Annotated in this window: 1 protein-coding gene; it reads left to right on the forward strand. The window is 55.6% G+C overall.

All coding sequences use genetic code 11. The features are described from left to right. Nucleotides 1-268 (forward strand): AMP-binding protein (locus Q4563_RS20160; RefSeq protein WP_303605781.1); only part of this gene is annotated, 268 nt, incomplete at both ends.

A 268-nucleotide genomic window follows, 5' to 3' on the forward strand; every position in this document is an offset into this window, starting at 1 on the left:
GGTCATTCCTATATGGTTTATGCCCCGTTGCTGGCTGGTTGTACGACCGTGTTTTATGAAGGCAAACCCGAACGGACACCGGATGCCGGTTCGTTCTGGCGGGTATGTGAAGAATATGGTGTCAAAGGGCTGTTTGCAGCACCAACCGCGTTCCGTGCCATCCGCAAGGAAGACCCGGATTGTCTGTTGGCACAGCAATACGACCTCAGCAAGTTGCAAACCGTGTTTATGGCCGGTGAGCGGCTGGACCCGCCGACGTATGACTGGG

It is taken from the genome of Gilvimarinus sp. 1_MG-2023, from assembly GCF_030548285.1.